9 protein-coding genes are annotated in these 19,228 nt (G+C 66.1%); 3 read left to right on the top strand and 6 right to left on the bottom strand.

Going from position 1 to position 19,228, the window contains the following annotated elements:
• The 6 genes from CWS72_RS14565 to CWS72_RS14535 all read right to left on the bottom strand — a co-directional run bounded on the left by CWS72_RS14565 (nt 1) and on the right by CWS72_RS14535 (nt 15,176).
• Nucleotides 1–1,542, bottom strand: a complete 1,542-nt coding sequence (locus tag CWS72_RS14565; RefSeq protein ID WP_158240664.1) for a hypothetical protein — start codon at nt 1,540–1,542, stop codon at nt 1–3.
• Nucleotides 1,542–11,309 (bottom strand): DUF6603 domain-containing protein, encoded by a 9,768-nt coding sequence (locus CWS72_RS14555; protein ID WP_101251350.1) that lies wholly within the window; start codon nt 11,307–11,309, stop codon nt 1,542–1,544. The genes CWS72_RS14565 and CWS72_RS14555 overlap by 1 nt, the downstream gene beginning before the upstream one ends.
• A gap of 11 nt (nt 11,310–11,320) precedes the next feature.
• A complete protein-coding gene (locus CWS72_RS14550) occupies nt 11,321–12,919 on the bottom strand; it encodes a lipase family protein (protein WP_101251349.1) in 1,599 nt (532 codons plus the stop codon).
• 98 nt (nt 12,920–13,017) lie between these two features.
• Nucleotides 13,018–13,755 (bottom strand): hypothetical protein, encoded by a 738-nt coding sequence (locus CWS72_RS28620; RefSeq protein ID WP_146002756.1) that lies wholly within the window; start codon nt 13,753–13,755, stop codon nt 13,018–13,020.
• A 31-nt stretch (nt 13,756–13,786) separates the two neighbouring features.
• Nucleotides 13,787–14,500 (bottom strand): hypothetical protein, encoded by a 714-nt coding sequence (locus CWS72_RS28210; RefSeq protein ID WP_101251348.1) that lies wholly within the window; start codon nt 14,498–14,500, stop codon nt 13,787–13,789.
• 28 nt (nt 14,501–14,528) lie between these two features.
• Nucleotides 14,529–15,176, bottom strand: coding sequence for a hypothetical protein (locus CWS72_RS14535; RefSeq protein WP_101251347.1), 648 nt, complete (start codon nt 15,174–15,176; stop codon nt 14,529–14,531).
• 636 nt (nt 15,177–15,812) lie between these two features.
• Between CWS72_RS14535 and gatC the strand changes: the two genes are divergently transcribed.
• From gatC to gatB, 3 genes are read left to right on the top strand one after another with little or no spacing between them, the layout of a single operon-like run.
• Nucleotides 15,813–16,100, top strand: coding sequence for an Asp-tRNA(Asn)/Glu-tRNA(Gln) amidotransferase subunit GatC (gatC, locus tag CWS72_RS14530; RefSeq protein WP_101251346.1), 288 nt, complete (start codon nt 15,813–15,815; stop codon nt 16,098–16,100).
• Nucleotides 16,097–17,578, top strand: coding sequence for an Asp-tRNA(Asn)/Glu-tRNA(Gln) amidotransferase subunit GatA (gene gatA / locus CWS72_RS14525; protein WP_199175691.1), 1,482 nt, complete (start codon nt 16,097–16,099; stop codon nt 17,576–17,578). The genes gatC and gatA overlap by 4 nt, the downstream gene beginning before the upstream one ends.
• 14 nt (nt 17,579–17,592) lie before the next feature.
• A complete protein-coding gene (gene gatB / locus CWS72_RS14520; protein ID WP_101251345.1) occupies nt 17,593–19,044 on the top strand; it encodes an Asp-tRNA(Asn)/Glu-tRNA(Gln) amidotransferase subunit GatB in 1,452 nt (483 codons plus the stop codon).
• Nucleotides 19,045–19,228 lie beyond the last annotated feature (184 nt).

Below are 19,228 nucleotides of genomic sequence, written 5' to 3'. Positions count from 1 at the left end.
TCAGGGGGCTCCCTTGATGCGCCGGTGCAGGGCGGTCAGCGGATCGACGGACCCGTCGTCGGCATTATCGGGCTTCGCGCCGGGCAGGCCGCCGCGCGCCGGTTCCATGCCGCGTGGGGTCATCACCGGCAGAATTGAGGGATTGAGCCGTTGGCCGAAATAAGCGCGCATGGCCGCTTCCAGGGGCGGGGCGGCGTCGAGTTTTCCCCAGCTGTCGGCGGCGGAAGCCGCCAGCGCCCGGGTGATGGACCCGGTGACGGTCTGCCGGGCTTGGGTTGCCTGAAGGCCCGAGGCGAACTGGCGCCGCCATTGCTGGACATCCCGGGTGAAGGTGCCGCTGGACAGGGCAAGCAGGCGCCCGACCTGCCATCCGGCCGCGTAGGCGTGGTTGAAGAATCCATAGTCGGGGTCGTAGAGGACCGCATGGTCCGAAACCAGGTAGGGGCCGTAGTCCCTGTCTTCCTCCGTCGGCTGAGGCACCAATGGGCCCCGGTAGAGGGAGGTGGTCACCTCGCCATCGCGCAGATCGTTCTGCAAGGCCACGTAGCCGATGGCCAGCGCCTCCTTGACCATGGGGTCGACCGGTGCCTCGCGGTCGGCGGGCGGGGCGGCCGGATCCACCGTATCGATGGCCTTCAGCAGGCGCACGCCACCACGGCCCAGGCTGCAAAGCTGTTCCATCAGAGACAGGAAGCTGCCTGGCATCTGGTTGGCCAGGAACTGCCAGCGGCCCAGGACCGCCAGCCGGATCTTGGTGTAGCCGGAGACATCGCCACCCCCGGGCAGATGGTTCTGGTGTCCCTCGAGGGACACCAGCAGGACCGTGTTGGTGCCCCCTTCGCCGGGCATGCGGTTGCCGGTCACCAGCGAGAAGCAGCCGTCGAGATCCATGCCCAGCAGCGTCTTGCCGTCGGTGTTTACGCCGCGGGCGTGAGCCAGGTACGGAAGATCGGCCAGGGTCGGAGCGATTTGACGGAAAAAGGCCAGATTCATGTCGCAGGCCAGTACCTGCTGCGGATCGTCGGCGGCGATGCCGGGCAGTGCCGGCGGCAGCACGGATGTGTTCTCCGGATGGGTGAGCTTGCCGGCGGTGATGGTTGCCGGGAATGTCAGTTTAGGGTCCGCGCCGGAAGGTGCCGACATGCCCGGAGTGGGCGCCATTTCCGCCTCGTGCAGGGTCAGCAGCGCCATCCATGGCGGGCCGTCGGGATTCTCGCCGCCGTTCGGATCGATGCTGCGCATCCAGGGAAGGGCGAAGTTCTTGAACACGATGGACGGCACCACGTCATGATAGGCGCCGGCCTGGTTCGCGGGCGGGTAGACCATCTGGATGAGGGCAGGGTCGACCTGGAAGCGGGGCGCATCCACCCGGAATGCCTGGGTGACGTCGTAGGGGGCCACCGGGCCGTGGTTGAGACCCGTCACGTTCTGCCGGGCGGTCAGGGTATAGGACCCGGCGCTCAAGGGCGGCGTGATGCGGTCGTAGAACGCGATCTCGCCGGGGGCGATGCTGCCTGGGGTGGAGGTGATCTTTGCGCTCATCAGACGGCTCCGCTGCGGGTTCTGGAAACGCCGGCGGTCCGTATTAGCGCCGTGGCGTCGGGATGGCCGGCCGCAGCCACCGGGGTCAACCGGGCCGGGCTGTCGCCAGCCGCCGGCGCGCCGGCGGGGGCCTTGGGATCCGTGGCCGCTGGAGCCAGGCCCACAGCCGTCTCGTTCAGCCCGATGCCGGTTTCCCGTCCCGCATGCACGGCCAGCAGGCGCACGCCGTCGCCGGAGGGCTGGACCACCGTGGTCAGGTAGGCGCCGTCGTTCTTGTCGGCCAAGTCGTAGACCAACACCCAAAGCGCGCCGTCCCGGCGTATATGGTCGGGGACGAGGCGGTCGGCTCCCGGCACCGCGGGGATGTCGTCATAACGGGCGGTGACCCGCACGCCCGCTTCCGCCGCGGTTTCGTCGTCGGGGCCGGACAGGCGTACCTCCAGGCGGTCGCAGTCGCCTGGAAAGACCGTCTGTACCCAGCCCGGAGCCAGTCCGCCGTCGGGGCGGCGGACCTGATTGCCGGTCAGCATGGCCTGGCCGTCCAGCAATTGGCGGGACTGCACCCGGCCGTGGCGGCGTTTGCAGGTCAGGTGGGCGGGACGCACGACGCAGCCTTCGCCGACCAGAGCGTGGGTCGAGACCTGCAGCAGCGGACTGTCGATCTGCCAGCCGAGCCGCGTCCCATAGTCGTTGCCTTCCAGTCCCTGGGCGAGGACCAGACGGGTCCCTTCCGGCAGCTTGTAGACATCGGCTACGGCGGCGACGTCGGCCAGCGGCACTTGACGGTCGTCGAAGCAGACCAGACGCACCGGCCGGTCGCCGTCCAAATGCAGCACATGGCCGTCATCCACCGCCCACAGGACATGGGTACCCGGATGCAGGGCCGGTGAATCTCCGCCGCCCAGCAGGCGGTGGCTGGCCGTCGACGAGGCGGCGAGGCGGCCGCCGTCGACCAGCCGGTCGGTGGTGGCGTACCGAGCCGGCGACAGGCCCTCGACCAGGGTCAGAGGAGCCCCGGCGGCGCGGTACCGGTGCAGTACCGCCAGCAGCCTCGGCGCGGTGGCGGCGCGCGGTGCGGTGGGTGCCGCCTTGGCCGGAGTGGAAAGAGTCACCACCTTGGTCGAGCCGGCGGTGGACAGCGGAGCCTGGAACACGCCCGGCCGGGCCAGCAGCGGCGGGGCCACCAGCACCTGATCGGCGCTGGTGGCCATCACCGAGAGGGATGGATTGGCCGGTGCGGCGATGCCGAAGGCGCGCAGGGTGGTCAGGGCCGCATTGCGTGCCCCAATGGCCTCGGGGGCCATGATGGTGCTCATCAGGACGCGCATCGCCCTGTCCTGCATGTCCTGCGGATAACGTGCCGCCGGCCCGTAGACGGCCTTGATGGCGAATGGGAGCTGGCGTGGGGTGCCCAGTTCATATTTCAGGTTCTCGATGGGGAACGGCGGAACCGTGTCGGTCAGGATGTACTGGTTCGCATCCAGGGTGACCGCCGCCAGCGCCCCGTCGATGGTCATCCCGGTGCCCGGTGGCGCATAGTTGGTATCGAGCGGTTTTTGCGACCAGATTGCCGCCGGTGCGCCCTTGACGCCCTTGTTCAGTGCGATCCGCCTGCTCGCCAGATCGACGATCTTGCCCGTCGCGTCGACGATGCTCACGGTGACCGGGGTGTCGGCGTTGGGTTCGGACATCGGCCGAATGCCCAGCTTCGGCCCGTCGATGTCGGGAGGCGCCGGCCTGCCCTCGGGTGCAGGGAAGGTGAAGCTGGTCGCCGGCAGGGCGGTGTTGACGCGGAGCGAGAACGGCACCGCCTGAAGGATCCATTCCTTGTCCTGTCCGCCTTCGTTGGATCCGCCCAGACGACCGCGTTCCACGGCCACGTTCAGGGGCTGGTAGATGGTCTCGCCGTTTCCGGCGCCGGCTCGGGGGAGCATTCCACCCTGCTCGGATTTCGACGCCGTGGGCACGAAGCTTTGTTCGAAGGCGCTCCAGTCCAAAGGTTCGTCGGTGGTGGCCGTTTTGGCGGTGCCGATGGGGATGGTGAACGAGACGATCGTCCAGTCGATCTTCACGTGGCCGTGGGTCGGCGGCCCCTCCAGGAGCAGGCTGGCGCCCAGTTCGGCGGACAGGGTGATGGAGATGCCGGCGACGGTGGTTTTGAAGGCGACGCCGACCGTCACCCCGATGTCCACCTGGAACCAGAAGGGCTGCCATTGAATGATGAAGTTGGCCGCGGCGTCGAGCCAGGCGTGGATCGGGCCGGCCTGGAAGGAGACGTTCAGATAGCCGCCAGCCATCACCGCGCTCGGCACCAGGGCGAAGTAGGCGCCGCCGGTGATGCCCACCTTGCCCACCGAGACGTCGATCTGCCATTGCAGGCCGAGGCGCGGCACCTGCGGGTAGTAGGTCGGCGGCGCGAAGGCCGGGTTGTAGCCGCCAAGCGTGACGACGAAGTCGCCCGCGGGGATCGTCGAACCGTCCTTTTGCGGCAGGTTCTTGAGCCAGAGATAGAAGGCGAAGCCGCCGGTCAGCTTGACGTCCTTGTAGAGGACGAAGGAATTGGGGGTGAGCTGTGCCTCAACCGAGATGATGCCGGTTTCCGGTGCGATCACCGCCTTGATTCCCAGCTCCACATAGGCCAGCGCCGCTTCCGGGCCGACGGTGGTCGGCAGGCCGGCGGCGGCCGTTCCCAGCAGATCGATTTCGAAGGTACGGCCGAACTGCACCACCGCCAGGGCCAGCCCCTCGAACAGCTGGTAGGTGTTGAACTTGAAGCCGGCGGCAAGCCAATACTGGCCCACCGACGGCGCGACGATGCTGGCCAGCTTGCGCAACGCCTCCGACGGGGTCTCGTCGGCGGGGAAGCCGCCACTCTTCATGATCGAGATCAGCGGATAGGAGGCGACCTCGCCGACGGATGGCAGGGTCAGGGAGCGGTTGTAGGCGAAGCCACCGGCCAGTCCGGTGATGAAGAATGCCGGGTCGGGACCAAGGGGCGCGTTCAGGGAGGCGAAGATGAACAGGCTGGGCGCCGAGGGGCCTTTGGGATCCTCGGTGGTCGCCATCATGGCGTAGGAGCCGAGCGCCGACAGCCCGAACTTGGCCGCCACCACCGAGGCGATGCCCGTATAGGCGAGGCTTGGGTCGGTGGTCTTGTCGAAGCCGCCGGAAATGGTCACCGCGGCGGAGGAAAACTGGATTCCCAGACCTTGCAGATCCAATCGGTACTGGTCCAGGTCGGTCAGGGTCTTGACCGGGATGCCCACGGTCAGGCTCTCCACCGAGGCGTTGAACCCGGCCAGCGACAAGCCGCCGGAGACCATCAGGTCCAGCAGATAGTCCGACTGTTCCCAGCCGATGCCGATGTTTTGCAACCGGATGGGGCCGAAGTTGCGCTGCACCGGGATGATGATCGGGTTGGCCGAGCCGTCGTCGTTGGAGAGTTGCACGAACAGGTTCTCGGAGTAGGCCGCCAGCGCCGTGAAGGTGGGATTGGTGGCCGACGAGGTCTTATCCGTTTGCTCCTCGGAATCCTTCGACGTGCCGCCGGTGCCCAGCAGGTTCGCCGCCACCGGATTGCCGCCCTTGGGCAGGCCAGTGGGCGACAGGGACAGGCCGAGGCCGGTGGCCCTGGCCGCGACGCCGAAACCGATGTCGGGGGCGTTCGATCCGTTCAGGGTCAGGGACATGAACCCGCGCGGGCCGATGCCTCCCATGGTGAAGCGGGTGAAGTCGACCAAAGGCTTGCGGTCGCGGCCCACGAAATCGAGCCCCACATTGAGAACCGCCAGCCGCAGGTTGCCGAAATCGGGTACCAGGCCGCCGCCTGCCTCGTCCTTCAGCGGCACGTAGGCGGCGATGCCGGGCGAAAGGTCGCCGACCTTGCCACCGGACCCCTTGATCCAGGCGTCGTCTTCGTCCCCCAGACGCAGGACCACGTTGGGCAGGCCTGGAACCGGCATGCTGGGAATCACCACCCGGGCGCCGAATGCGGTCTTGTCGTTGGGATCGGGCTCCACCCAGATGGCGCCGCTGCCGTTTGGGCCAAAGCTCAAGACCTTCAGCTTGGTCTTGAGCAGTTCGCGCAGGAATTTGGCGACGAAGTCCTCGGGCGACATGGTGAGCAGGGTCTGGAACGGCACCAGGGCATAGGAGTCCTGCTCGGTGCGTCGCAGAACCGAACTCCCCACCAGGATATTGCCCGGGGTCGGTCCCCCCGACCCGCCGAACAGGGCCGCATCCAGCCATTGGGTGACGTTCTCCTGATTGAGAACGACTGCCGCCGCGTAACGCGGCACCACCTGGGTGACGACGTCGATCAGCCATTCCTGGAACCGTACCGCGGGCCCTTCGCTGCTGTCCGTGACAGGAAAAAAGCTTGGCAAAAGTTGGCGCTGCAGCTCCGAGCCGCTTCCGGTGACGGCCGAGCCGACCGGGTCGATGTCGACCACCAGACTTGGCCGGCCGGCGGTGTCGAGGACGAAGTTCATGCCCAGTGTCGGGCCGGTATCGTCTTCGAAGGCCAGGGTTATGCCGGCGCCGAAGGTGAAGGTCGGCGACGGATCGCCCGTCAGGGCCACGCCCAGGCCGGTGCGCCGCACCCGCGGACGCACCCGGCCCACGTCGGGAAGCTGGAGCTCGGCCCACACGCCCAGAATGGGCGGGCCGGCGACGTCGTCCATGCCCGTCAGCAGGGTCAGGGGCAACTTGTCCGAGGGGGTGTAGGTGACGAGCCCCCCCCTGCTGCCGATGGTGCCGGGAATGAACCCGTCGAGCAATGCCACCACCGCCTCGGCGGTGGCCGGCGCGTTGGTCTGGTTGAGCCGGTCGCGCAGCCAAGTCAGGGCCTTGGCCTCGACGTTGGCCAGGGTGAGCGGGTCGAGGGTGGAAAGTTGGGTGATCAGGCCTGCCACGTCGAGCTTCTTGCCGGCCGTGCGCATCCTGGCGACGAAATCCCCGGCTCCCGCCTTGTCCAGCCCGTCAAGCAGGGCCGGAACCACTTGATTGATCACCACGGCCGGTAGTTGCCGCGCCAATTGTTCGAGCAGCGAGCCCAGTCCCCGATAGGGCAGGAGGTCCAGGGAAATGGCCGCCGTGCCGCCACTTTGCTGGCCGATGCTGAGCGAAAATCCTCTGTTGTACCCCGCCTTGACGAAGAACGGATCGGACGATCCCACCGCCTTCGACAGATGCGCCGTGCCGACGAAGCCGGGCGCCGCCAGTGGGCCGAGTTGCACGCCAAGGGAAAGCGTGTCGAGCATGGCGGCGCCGCTGGAGATCTTCTGGTTCTCGGTTTTCAGGGCGATCACCGCCAGGTCGTCCCCGCCGGTCAGCGAGAAGCCGATGCCGTAGGGCATGCCGCTGACCGTCACCCCATCGGCGACCGGCACCACCTTGAGCCCGTAGGGGCCGTCGATCTGCGGCAAGCCGGACAGCCAGCGGGCGAAGCCGGCGACGTCGAATTGTCCATTCTTGCCCAGAACCCCCTCCGACATCAGCCAGCCGAGCGGATCCTTGAGCAGTCCCGGCAGGGCCGGCATGCGCCACTGGCCGTCGATCTCTCTGGCCAGGCCGAGGCCGGCGAAGACCTGCCGCACCAGGGGGTAACGGTTGAGCAGTTCCCCTTCGACGACGATGTTGGTCAGTACCGAAAGTGCGTAGACCGGCACGGTCGTCGAAAGCTGGTCCACGAGCTGGGTGGACTCGAAGGGATAGAGCTCGACCGGCGCCGGCGCCGGGACCTGGCCGTCGCCAAAGGCCACCGCGAGGCGGGGCCTCGGTTCCAGCAGGTTTGCCGCGCCGAAGGTCAGGCTCGCCAGTGGGCCCAGGCCCAGCATGGGAATGTAGCCGCGCAGCTCGGCCGTCAGGGACGGTGTGTCGAGGTCCAGCCTCACCGCGCCCATCACCCGCATGACACCGGCCAGGATCGGGGCGTTCTCCGGCTTGATCTCCAGGGTCAGGGTGCTGCCGTTGACGGCGGTGAAGGTGAAAGCGCCGAAGTCCGGCGGCGCCAGCGTTCCCTTGAGCTGGGTCTTCAGGGCGGCCAGCCTGTCCGCATCGGCGAGCAGCGCGCGCACCTTGTCCGTCAGCGTGGCGAACGGCGCCTGCACATAGGCCAGCATTCCGGCGGGCCGCAGCGGATAGCCCTGATCCGCCGGACCCAGAATGTCGAGGGCGGCCAGCAGGTCGAGCACCGGTTGGGGAATCTTCGGCAGAGAGATGCCCAATCGCGCCTGCAGAAAATCGAACAGAGCCCGGCGCTTCGGCGGATCGATCAGCAACAGCGAAAACTGGGTGGTCGAGAAGCGCGACGGGTCCGACACCAGGCCGAGCCAGCCGCCCGGATTGACGCCGAAGGTCCCGGCGCCCTTGTCGAAGTCGTAGGGCAGGGCGATGCCCAGGTCGGCCAGCAGGGTATAGGACTGCTGGAAGGTCCGGTCGGCGACCGCAGACCGGCAAAGGGAAGCGATGCCCGCGTTGACCAGGGCCAGGGCGGCGCTCAGAAGCCGGTCGCCGAAGGCTGGCGCCAGCATTTGCGCCAGGGTCAGTTCGTCGGAAGGCCGCTCGCCCGGCAGGGTCACGTCGTAAAGGGTCAGCACCGGCGCCACGTCCACTTGGCCATCGGAGCGGATCAGTACGGTCAGGCCCATCTGGACGCTGCCCAGTTCGGCCTCGGCCGTGGTCGGAACCAGAGGGCCGGCGGCGCGCGAAACGGTGGTCAGCACCCCGGTTTTGGGCGCCTGTTCACCCCAAATCGGCTTGCCGGTGTTCAGGTCGAACTCCAGCGCATCGAGACGGAAGTCGGTGACCGTGTCGATGGGCCCCAGGGACCCCGCCGCATCGAAGCGGGCGGTCAGGCGGCGGCACAGGCCGATGCCGGCGATGGTGCTGTTCTCCCGGGTCCAGACTTGCAGATCGAAGGGGCAGTGCTTCATCGCCAGCCGGTAGGGATCGTCCGGCGTACCGGCGCCCGGCACCATCGGAGCCTCGGTCAAGGAATCGTCGAGAGTCCAGCCCAGAAGGGACAGTACCGCGCCCGCCGTCTCGGGCGTGGCGAGGTCGCGGGCGATCTGCCGGCGGATCGCCGGCCAGGGGTTGGAGAAGGTGTCCAACTGCAGGACATCGATGTCCGGCCATTTGAGGTTCGAGGGGAATCCTTCGGCGCTCGCGATGTCCTTGAGCAGCCCGAAGATGCCCGCCACCGCGATGCCGGCCCGGTTGTCCATGCGCAGCAAGGCCACGCCGAGAAGACCGCTGATCATGTCGAGGAAGGCGGCGACCTCGTTGCGCACCAGGTCCTGAAGTGCCGTCGGATCGGCGAAGTCGAGGCTCTGTCCGAGGGCGATGCGCTGGCCGTCCACCTCAAGCACGGGGTCGCTTACCAGCAGCGAGACGGCCCAGCCGTCGGTACGGCTCCAGCGGCCCGACAGCTTGCTCGGGCCCACGGAGAACACGGCGCCGCCAATCCGCGAACTGGTGAACCCGTCCGGCAGGCTGAGCACGGACGCCAGCAGCGGCGCCCACAGTCCGGCCAGGGGCGCCTTGCTGCCCGGCGCCGGCAGGTCGATGCTGATCAGGTCGAACAGCAGCGACGGGTTGATCCTGGTGCCGTTGAATTCCAGCTGCGGCTCCAGGGCCAGGCCGATGACAAGTTCGCTGACCTCGCCTCCCGGCCGCGTGCCCGGACGGGTGTAGCCGGTCAGCTGTGCCGGCAGCTTGGTGCCGGCGACGGTCAGCGAGGCCCCCCAGGGATCGTCCGGGGTGCCGTTGCCGGTTACCGCGATGGTCGCGCCGCCCGCGTCGGCCAATGCGATCAGGCCGGCCAGTTCCTCCACCAGCCAGACGAAGGCCTGGCGTCCGGCCACCTGTTTCTTGGTGGTCAGAACATTGTAATAGTAGGTGCCCAGCGCCGATAAGGGGTCGGCGATGGTGGTCATGATCCGGGGTGCCGAGAACGGCGGCGGCAGGTCGTCGGACGGCCAGGTGCCGCCTGCGGGCAACACCGGCGGCACGACGCCGATCAGGGCGGCCACGTTGCTGGCATAGGGCACCGGCGTCCCGCCATAGGTGATACCGAGCAGCTTTTCGAGCTGCTGCTGCACCATGGCCGGCAACAACTGCTCTGCCGCTGCCGCCAGTTCGCCCGGATTGAGCAGATCGATCGTGGCGTAAGGCCCCGTGGGTGTCACCACATTGTCCAGGGTTAACCTGGGCACCGGCACCGGGTCGCCCACCGACAGACCGATGCCGGCAGACAGGGAGTCCGCGCTGAAGCCGTTGTATTCCGCGAGTTTCTTGCCGGAGTCCCGGTCGGTCAGCGAAATGCCCATGGTGAAGCTCAACGCCGTCGGCGTGCCAAAGCCGGCGCTGCCGCTGATCACCTTGAACTGGGCCAGATCCAGCGCCGCCTCGGCACGGATCACCGCGGACGAGGAACCGAGCGCCCGGGGAACGGCGTCGAAACCCAGGCCCGGATAGATCAGCCGGATGCCGTCGTCGGTGACCGTGGACCCCATGGTGAAGGCCAGGGTGCCTACCGCCGGGGTCGATTGGCTGAGGTCCAGCAGCACCACGGCGAAGGGATCTGCGCGGGTGCCGCCGCCGCGCACCGTGGTCGAGGATCCGACGGCACCGCCGATGGCGGCCATCCAGGCCGCGAGCTGCGGGGGATTCGAAGTCAGCGTGCCGAACCAGTTCTTGAACGGCAGGCTGAGATCGCCGCCCTTGATGGCCAGGGACAGGAACTGGTCCCAGCGCATCTGCGGCACCGGGATGTCGACGCCCGGAACCTGGCTCTTGATACCCAGCACAGGCAGCAGGTAGCGGGCCTCGTTCGCCGCAGTCTCCGAAATCTGCGACAAGGCGCCGATGAACAGGCCGGCGATGGTATCCTGGATCTGGGTTCCGCTCAGCGCCAACAGTTCGGTCAGGGAGCGGTCGGAGGCTTCCTTGTCGCCGGGCAGCTTCAGGCGCAGGGCGACCACCGAGACATCGACCGAGGGCTTTGCCAGGTCGAGGCTCGCCGTCACCTTGACGCCGTCGAAGGAGATCCCCTCCATGTCGAACAGGGGCTTGCCGGCCACCCCCTCGACCGCCATGCCCACGGTGAGCGGGTAGCCGCTCTCGGAGACGACGGGTTGCACGGTGCCCTTGCCGACCCGCAGCATTGGCACGGTGCCCCAGACGTCGATGGACAGCAGCGGCTGGGAACTCGGCACATCCCACCGGCCGAGCACGCCGAGGCCGAAGATCTGATGCTCGTCTTTCGTCTGGCTGACCAAATAGAAGCCGTGGGCTTTGCCCGCCACCGGCTGTACCAGTGGATACCAGGTGCCGAGCAGGGCCGCGTCCTTGATGGGCACGCCCAGCGCCTGGCCGGTGGCCGCGCCCAGCAGTTGGGACATCAGGGCCGCCAGTTGGTCACTGTTTTCGTTGAACGATGTTTGCAGATTGGCCAGCGGAGTCTGGAACCACTCGGGCACCAGGACGTAGACCGGGGCTTGGGGATCGACGCCGTTCGCTCCGGCATCGGAAGTCTTGTCCTCGCGCAGCAGGCCGATCAGCAGGCCGAGGGTGCCGAGCGCCGGTTCGATGCCCTGGAACTTGATCTCCCCATTGTCGGCGGAGGCCACGACCGGGGTCGGCATGGAGCGTCCGGACGGCAGCAGCAGGGGACGGTGCAGCGCCTCCTTGCCTCGGCCCGCTTGCCGGGCGCGGCGGCGGGCCATGATGGTGCGGTTGTCTCGCTGGGCATCGAACGGCGCCATGGCGCTTCACCTTATTCTTGGGTGGGAGAACCGGTGCCTTGACTGCGGGAGGCCAGCACCATGGCCGGCGCCATGTAATTGGCCGACGACCAGGGGCTGAGCAGCTCCATGTAGCCGGTCAAGGCATGGTTCGTCGGTTCGTCGTTCTTCGGAACCCCGGTCAGGCTGAGAGCAGGGGCGATAGGGCTGTAGCCCTGGAACAGGGTCGCCGTGGGCATGAAGTCGCCGGGTCGGGCGATGGGGTAGTAGCCCTTGTCGAGCTTGGCTTGCGCCTCGGTGACGAAGTCCGAGTTGCCGGTCATCAGCCCGCCATAGATATAGAAGGCCGGAGCCTTGATCAGATTGCCCGCGTCGAGCTGGTCCATGGCGGCGATGGTGGCCACCGCGGCGCCCAATCCGTGGGCGGCGAAAAAGAGATTGGGATGATCCTGGCGCAACTTCGGCAGCAGGGTCGCCATCTGCGTCTTGACGGAGGCGTCGCCGCCGTCCTGATACATGGTCAGGGCGCCTGAATGGATCAGCCCCGTCGAGGGGGACGGGAAGGGTGGCGGCACCAGATTGCTGTCGAGGGTGTACTGGCCCCATTCGTACCAGTCGACACTGCCCCGGAAACAGATGACGGCCCTGTCGTCCCACACCATGACCGTGGCCAGCGTCTTGTCGGCGTACTTGATCTGCGAGTGGTAGCTGTAGGGCGAGAAATCGGTGGGGCTTTTCAGTCCCGGATGCTGGCGCATCAGATAGGGCAGCGACAGCAACTGGGCGAAGGCCGCGGCGTTATTGGCGCTGAATCCCTGGGGAATGGGCGACAGATTGCCAGGCTGCTCCGGCGGTCCCGGCGGCGGGACCTGGCCCAGGCTGGTGATATAGGCGCTCGCGCTCCGCTCCATCCATGGGTCGTCGATGGGGTCCGAAATCGCCGCAGGCAATACCATCTGGAGACCGGCATCGATGTTCTCGGCCGGGATGGAGACGGGAAAGAAGTCGATCATCTCGCCGAGATGCCGGCGCGACAGGGTCCAGGCCTGCGACACCAGGGAGGCGACATCGACAGCCACGTCGGCGTCCCCCGGACCGGGGGAGGAGAATGAGACGCAGGAGGCCACCCGGACCGGTGATTTTGTACCGTCCGGCCCCGTATTGTCGGGTCTCAGATCGACCGCGGCGATCTGCGCCGCCGGTCCGCCCAGATAGAGGCCGGTGATGTGAAGAGGGCGGTTCCCCGCGCTTTTGACCGCGTTCCAGAGCTTGCCACGCAGGGCCATGTAGGCGGTGGCGATGCCGGTTACCACCACCCCGTTCCGCGGCAGGATGTTGGCCAGGGGCAGCTTGATCAAACTGGTCTGCGGGGCGAGCGCGGTGCCCAGCGCGGTGCCCCAAGGCACCCCCAAGGCCAGCACGGCGACGGGGGTGGAGGGGTCGCCGGGCAGGCTGCCCAGGGCCAGCAGACCCTGGCCGGCGCCGTCCCAGGGGTCGGCGATGAAGCTTCGGGCAAGGGACCAGCCCGTCGGCAGGACGGGGCCGTCATCGAAATTACTCATCGCCGCGGCGGCGAGTTGCGCCAGTATCGCCGCGTCACGGGGATCGAGAGGGTCGGAGGTATCGGACATGACCTGAACCTTTCCTGGCGGAGAAGGGGATTTCCGTCACGGCGCCGGATCCCTCCGGGTGGATCCGGCGCCGTGACGCTCCGGCTCTGTCTTGCGCGTCAGGGGGTGATGCGGGTGATACTCACATGGCCGGGGGCGCCGACCTCGCCGCCGCCGGCATCCCCACCGTCGGCGCCGTTGGTCCCCGGATCGCCCCGGGTGTCGTCCATATTGAGGCCCGACTGGCCACCCAGCCCGCCGCGGCCGCCGGCCCCCGCGAGGCCGGCGTCGCCCCCGGGGACCTGGACCTGGATGGCCGGTGGCGAGCTGTTGCCGTAGGTGATGGTGACCGTGGCGCCGACACTTCCGTCCCCTCCCTTGCCGCCATTGCCGGCGTCGTCCCCGTTGCCGCCCCGCCCGCCGAAGGTGAAGGAACAGCAGCCTTTTTCCTTGCAGGAGGAGGTGTTTTTTCCCGCGTTGCCGCCTTTGTCGCCGTTGCCGCCGTCGCCACCGTTGCCGCCCTTGCCGCCGTTGCCGCCCTTGCCCAAGATGTAGAGCACGCCACGAAAGTCATAACTGCGCAAAAGGAACGGCAAGGCCGCGACGCCCGGCTTGCCCGGATCGCCGTTGGCGCCGGCCGTGACCGCGTTGGCCCCGTTGTTGCCGCTGGTGGCGCAGACGCATTTTTTGCAGCCGCTCCAGGAGCTGTAGCTGCCCGATCCGTCCTTGCCGTTGTCTCCGATGGGGGGAACATTGACGCCGTTGACGCCATGCTTGCCGTCGGTGCCAGCCGGTCCGTCGGTGCCGAGAATGACGATGTGCGGGGTTCCGTGGTCCCCAGTGACGGTCACAGTCATGATGATCTCCCGAAATCTCTCGATGGGGCGCCTAGAACTGGTACAGGTTGACCTGTCCCGCCTTGCCGTTGATGCCGTCGGCGCCGATCTCACCGCCGCCCAGGTTGCCGCCGCCGCCGACACCGGTTCCCGGAGTTCCGGGATCGCCGCCGGCGCCGCCCTTGCCCGCGAACCCGTAGGCATGCTGAGGATTGAGGGAGGCGCCAGATTGGATCTCGTGATAGTAGATGTTCACCGTGCCACTATTGCCGCCGTTGCCGCCGGCGCCACCCTTGCCGCCCCTGCCACCGGCGCCCGCCGCGCCCTGGGAGGCCGCCGTGCAGCACCCCGATGGGCTGCCGGAGGTTGGCGTCTTATCCGTGCAATTGTTGACCGCGACGATGCTGCCGGCATTGCCGCCATTGCCGCCGTTGCCGCCCTGTCCGCCCTTGGTGCCGTTGCCACCGTTGCCGCCGCCGATCAGAATGTCGAGCCTGCCCGTGACGGTGGTGATTTTCAGAGTGGTCGGGGGGCTATCGAGACCGTTGCCGCCGTTCTGGCCCACATTTCCTTGGCCGCCGCTATCGCCCGTCAAGCCGTTGCCCGGATTGGTACAGCAGTGCCAATTGCCGTTCTTGTCCGCGTAGGCGGTGCCGTTTGTGCCTGCGGACGCCTGCCCGCGGTCGGCTCCCTTGCTGCCCGGGTATTTGCCGTCGGTGCCGTTCGCGCCGGTGATAGTGATCGGGGGCGTATCGCTGTTGCTCATGGTCCCTATACCCTTTTCCGGCTGACGCCTATTGAGCGTTGAAGATCTGCGACGTGACGTCGGCCTTCGCCAGAACCTGGATCTGGCCGCCGCTTTCCACCGTGATGGTCTGGTAGTTGAGCACTACCGGATCCAGCGGGTGGGCGGGATCGGGGACGATTTTGAAAACGTCGCCGGATTTCACCACCAGGTTTTCGCCGCTGAACACGGCCATCCTGCCCGGCATGAAGGCGGCGTTGAGCAGGGGCTCCCACTCCTTGACCTTCGCCGAGTGGCCCATCAGGTAGGCCTGGGCCACGTCTTGGAGTGTTTTGTATTCCGCCGGCTCCAGGTGGTAGTCGAGGTCACAGATGTTTTTGGTGTTGTTCAGAAAGGCCATCCGGCTTGCGGTGAAGGGCTTGGGATATTTGACGAAGGCGTCGCTCATCCGGCCCGACGCGAAGGCTTCGTCCGGGATGCCGCGCATGGCCTTCAGCTCGGCGAAGTCGGCGTAAGAAACGATGATCGGCGGGACGGTGGATAGCTTCGAATTGGGGCTCAGCACGACGACGCCGCCGTGGTCGCTGGTGCTCAGTGTCCCCTTGTGACAGAGTTGATCGTGGCCCAGGCCCATGCGCGCCTGCTCGGCCTTGAACCGTTCTATGTGGTCATCCGTCAGCTGTACTGCGCTCGCCATGTCGCATCCTCACAATTTATACGCGTGTAATTAAGTTTTATTCAATTATCACGATAAAAATATCCGAACATACATATCTTTGGTTGTCAATTATGGCACCCGTCAAATTTTCGTGACTAAGAGAGTTGTCATATGGCGCAAGGAATACGCTTAATTCTTTTCAGGGGCGGGTGGTGACGAAGGCCTAGATCAGCCTGCCGTCATGATGATTGGCATGAGTCCTGGTTGGCCGATGCCAGATCAATTCAGGCGGCAGTTTTCTTGGTCGTGTCTGTCCGACCGCACGGATGATCGCTGCAGGTTGCCGGCTTGACCGCAAGACTAAAGCATGTCGTCCGTTACCGTTTTTTCGGTATTTTTATTTCGCGATTCAACCAAAAGACGTGATTACCGGATCAAGTCCGGCAATGACGGGTTTGGGTTGTGATCACCCCTCGAATACGGGCGACGCACAAACTGTGTCGGACAGCCACCGACCGATGGTGAACGCGCTCGTCCGACCGGCCCCAGGGTTGCGGTTCCGGGATGCGGATGCTAACGTCCGGCCTTTACTGGGAAACACCGCTAAAATGGCAGCCGGCGGCGCGCCGGCCAGCCGATGACGCGGGCCGATATCTGGTTGGAGTTCATCATCCTATGTCCTTGGACAAAGACACCGTCAGGAAAATCGCCAATCTGGCGCGCCTGGAAGTTCGCGACGACGAACTGAACCATTTGGCCGGCGAGCTCTCGAACATTCTGCAATTCGTCGAGCAATTGGCCGAGGTGAATACCGACGGCGTCGCCCCGATGACCAGCGTCGCCCATATGGAACTGCCGCGCCGCGCCGACGAAGTCACCGACGGGGGCTATCCGGACAAGGTGCTGGCCAACGCGCCCGAGCGCAACGACGGCTTTTTCCTGGTTCCCAAGGTGGTGGAATGACGGCCATGAGCGATTTGACCAAACTGACCCTGGCCGCCGCCCGCGACGGCCTCAAAGCGAAGAGCTTCAGCGCCGTCGAACTGACCCGTGCGCATATCGATGCCATGGACAGGAACCGCGCGCTCAACGCTTTCGTCACCGAGACCCCTGATCTGGCCCTGGAGCGGGCGGCTCTGTCCGACGCCAAACTGGGCAAGGGCGAGGCCGGCGCCATGGAAGGTCTGCCGATCGGCATGAAGGACCTGTTCTGCACCGAGGGCGTGCGGACCACCGCCTGTTCGCGCATTCTGGAAAACTTCGTTCCCCCTTACGAATCGACCGTTTCGGCCAATCTCAAGAAGGCCGGCGCGGTGGTTCTCGGCAAGACGGCGCTCGACGAGTTCGCCATGGGATCCTCCAACATGACATCGGCCTTCGGTCCGGTGATCAATCCCTGGAAGCGGAAGTCCGATCCCTCCGCCAGGCTGGTGCCCGGCGGTTCGTCGGGCGGTTCGGCGACGGCGGTGGCGGCGCGCATGGCCCTGGCGGCCACCGGCACCGATACCGGCGGCTCGATCCGTCAGCCGGCGGCCTTCTGCGGGCTGGTCGGCATCAAGCCGACCTACGGCCGTTGTTCCCGCTGGGGGGTCGTCGCCTTCGCCTCGTCCCTGGATCAGGCCGGCCCGATGACCAGGACGGTGCGCGACGCCGCCATCATGCTGGGCTCGATGGTCGGCCACGATCCCAAGGATTCGACCTCGGCCCCGGTCGCCGTGCCCGATTTCGAAGCGGCTTTGAGCGGCGACATCCGTGGGCTCAAGGTGGGTATTCCCAAGGAATACCGGCCGGATGGCCTGTCGGATGAGATCTCCAAACTGTGGGAGGCCGGCGTCGACATGCTGAAGGCCGCCGGGGCCACCCCGGTGGAGATCAGCCTGCCGCACACCAAATACGCTCTGCCCACCTATTACATCGTGGCGCCGGCCGAGTGTTCCTCGAATCTGGCGCGCTACGACGGCGTGCGTTACGGGTTGCGCGTCGAGGGCTCCACGCTGGACGAGATGTATGCCAAGACGCGGGCGGCGGGTTTCGGCGAGGAGGTTCGCCGGCGCATCCTGATCGGCACCTATGTTCTGTCGGCCGGTTATTACGATGCCTATTACATCAAGGCGCAGAAGGTTCGCCGGCTGATCGCCGACGATTTCGCCAAGGCGTTCGAGACGGTCGACGTCATCCTGACGCCGACGGCGCCTTCGGCGGCGTTCGGCCTGGGGGAAACCGACGACAATCCGGTGACCATGTGGCTCAACGACGTCTTCACCATTCCCACCAGCCTGGCGGGTCTGCCCGGCCTGTCGCTGCCGGCCGGTCTGTCGGCCGACGGTTTGCCGCTGGGTCTGCAACTGATCGGCCGTCCCTTCGACGAGGAGACGGTCTTGAGGGTTGCCGATGTGATGGAGCGGTCCGCCGGCTTTTCCGCCATGCCGGCCGGCGTTTGAGGGATTAAAAGACGATGAGCTACGTTATTCAGGGCGAGACCGGCGATTGGGAATTGGTCATCGGACTTGAGGTCCATGCCCAGATCACCAGCAAGTCCAAGCTGTTCTCCGGATCGGCGACCGATTTCGGGGCCGAACCCAATACCCAGGTCTCGCTGGTCGATGCCGCCATGCCGGGCATGTTGCCGGTGATCAACGAGCATTGCATCGAGCAGGCGGTGCGCACCGGCCTGGGGTTGAAGGCGAAGATCAATCTGACCTCGGTGTTCGCCCGGAAGAATTATTTCTACGCCGACCTGCCGCAGGGCTATCAGATCAGCCAGTACGAATATCCGGTGGTCGGCGAAGGCGAGGTGATTCTCGACATGCCCGACGGGTCGACGCGGACCGTCGGCATCGAGCGGCTGCATATGGAGCAGGACGCCGGCAAGAGCCTGCACGACCAGCATCCGAGCAAGTCCTTCATCGATTTGAACCGTTCGGGCGTCGCCTTGATGGAGATCGTCTCCAAGCCCGACATGCGCAGTCCCGAGGAAGCCGCCGCCTATGTGACCAAGCTGCGCTCGATTCTGCGCTACCTGGGAACCTGTGACGGCAACATGGCCGAAGGGTCGATGCGCTGCGACGTCAATGTCTCGGTCCGCAAGGCGGGCGAGCCCTACCGGACGCGGGCCGAGATCAAGAACGTCAATTCGATCCGCTTCGTGAGCCAGGCCATCGACTATGAGGCGCGTCGCCAGATCGACGTTTACGAAGAGGGCGGGGAGGTGGTGCAGGAGACCCGCCTGTTCGATGCCGCCAAGGGCGAGACCCGCTCGATGCGGAGCAAGGAGCATGCCCACGACTACCGCTATTTCCCCGATCCGGATCTTCTGCCACTCAATCTGACGCAGGACTATGTCGAGGCGATCAAGGCCGGCCTGCCGGAACTGCCCGACGAAAAGAAGGCCCGTTTCATCGGCGACTATCAGCTTTCCCCCTATGACGCCGGCCTCCTGGTGGCCGAGCAGGCGACCGCCGACTTCTTCGAAACGGTCGCCAAGGGGCGCGATCCCAAGCTGGCTTGCAATTGGGTGATGGGCGATTTTGCGGCGGCGATGAACCGGCTCGGTCGCACCATCGAGGATCCGCCGGTCAGCGCGGCCAATCTCGGCGGCCTGATCGATCTGATCGCCGACAACACCATTTCCGGCCGTATTGCCAAGGAAGTGTTCGAGCTGATGGTGGAAACCGGCAAGGCGCCGGCCGACATCGTGGCCGAGAAGGGCTTGAAGCAGGTCACCGATACCGGCGCCATCGAGTCCTCGATCGATGCCGTGCTGGCGGCCAATGCCGATAAGGTGGCGGAATATCGCGGCGGCAAGGACAAGCTGTTCGGCTTCTTCGTCGGACAGGTGATGAAGGCCACCGCCGGCAAAGCCAATCCGGCGATGCTGAACGATATTTTGAAGAAAAAGCTGAGCTGACCCGCTCGGCCCTCCCGGTAGAGTTTACGGTTTTTCTCCCCCATTTCCGCTTAAGCGGGGATGGGGGATTTTCTTGTGTGCCGATCATCGATAACGCCGTTCCTGCCCGTTCGCCTGACGGAAAGGCAGGACTTCCGTCAGGCACGGAATAGGACGTCATGATGATTGTGAATCTCGTAAAACA

The organism is Telmatospirillum siberiense, assembly GCF_002845745.1.
GTDB lineage: Bacteria > Pseudomonadota > Alphaproteobacteria > Rhodospirillales > Magnetospirillaceae > Telmatospirillum > Telmatospirillum siberiense.
This window is presented reverse-complemented; position numbering and strand designations above follow the sequence as displayed.